We start from the raw sequence: 1,074 nt of genomic DNA on the forward strand, positions 1-1,074 counted from the left end.
TGCGCGGCGGGCCCCAGCAGCCCCACCACATCGCCCGGCGCCGCCTGGGCCAGCCAGCGGATGCCCGGCCCGTCGCCGCCATGCCGCACGAAGTCGATCGCGAGCGTGCCGGCCGCCGCGTCGACGCGCCGGAGCGTGTAGATGCGCGAATCGAGCCGCCCCGAGCCGGGCCACACCACGCGCCCATGGTCGTCGAGGCGCGGCCATTCCGGGGTGGCGACCCCCTTGGCCTGGAACAGCAGCCGGCCATGCAGCTGGTCCGGCGCGTCATAGCGCGCGAGGTCGTGGCCCGCGAAGGTGACGCGCCGCATCCCCGGCGTGAGGTCGCGCACCTCCCGGACGGTGAGGATGCGCAGATCCGGCGGCAGCACGGCGCCGGCGGCATCGCCGGTCCAGGCGATGGCCAGCCCTTCCTCGCGCGCCACGAAGTCGATCAGGCTGGTGAGGTCGTGCTTCAGGCGATTGAAGGCGGGGCCGTCCGGCGCCTCGACGCGAAGGTCGAGCCGCCCCGGCCCCGGCACCAGCCAGCCCCGCCCGCCCAGCGGCGAGGCGACGGCATGGCCCCCGGCCGTGGCGTGCAGCGCCAGGTGATGCGCCGCCAGCGAGGCCAGGATGCGCTCCAGATAGGCGTCGATGCGGGGGAAGGGGATGCTGGCGCGGGCGCGCAGGACAGGCATGGCGAACGTTCCGGGGAAGGGGGTCAGGCGAGGCTCACCCAGAGCGGGCCGGGCAGGGGCCGCGCCAGGAAGCGGGTGTTGATCAGGCCGAGCGCCTCGCCGGGGTCGAGGTCGTGGAACAATGCGGGATGCAGCCAGCGCGCCGCGGCCTCGACGAAGAGCGGCTGGAGTGGGCGGATGCCGACCAGCCCGCTCCAGATGCCGTGCACGCGGCCCGCGCGGATGGCGGGCAGCAGGGCCAGACCCGGCCGCGCGGCCAGGCGGCGCAGCCCGTCCCGCGCCGGGCCTTCCGCCAGCCCGGGGCCGATGGCGGGGCGCATCCCCGGCGCATAGGCGCCGCCGGTGGCGATGTAGACCTCCGGCGCCTCGGCGATCAGCTGCTCGGCCGGCAGGCGGG

Annotated in this window: 1 protein-coding gene and 1 pseudogene; both read right to left on the reverse strand. The window is 76.4% G+C overall.

The genetic code is table 11. The features are described 5' to 3' along the window. Positions 1–677 (reverse strand): siderophore-interacting protein (locus HMPREF0731_RS21620; protein ID WP_007006379.1); only part of this gene is annotated, 677 nt, incomplete at its 3' end. A gap of 23 nt (positions 678–700) precedes the next feature. Beyond that, positions 701–1,074 (reverse strand): annotated as a pseudogene (locus HMPREF0731_RS21625) (siderophore-interacting protein); the annotation flags it as partial.

This window comes from Pseudoroseomonas cervicalis ATCC 49957 (assembly GCF_000164635.1).
In the GTDB taxonomy this organism is placed as follows: Bacteria; Pseudomonadota; Alphaproteobacteria; order Acetobacterales; family Acetobacteraceae; genus Pseudoroseomonas; species Pseudoroseomonas cervicalis.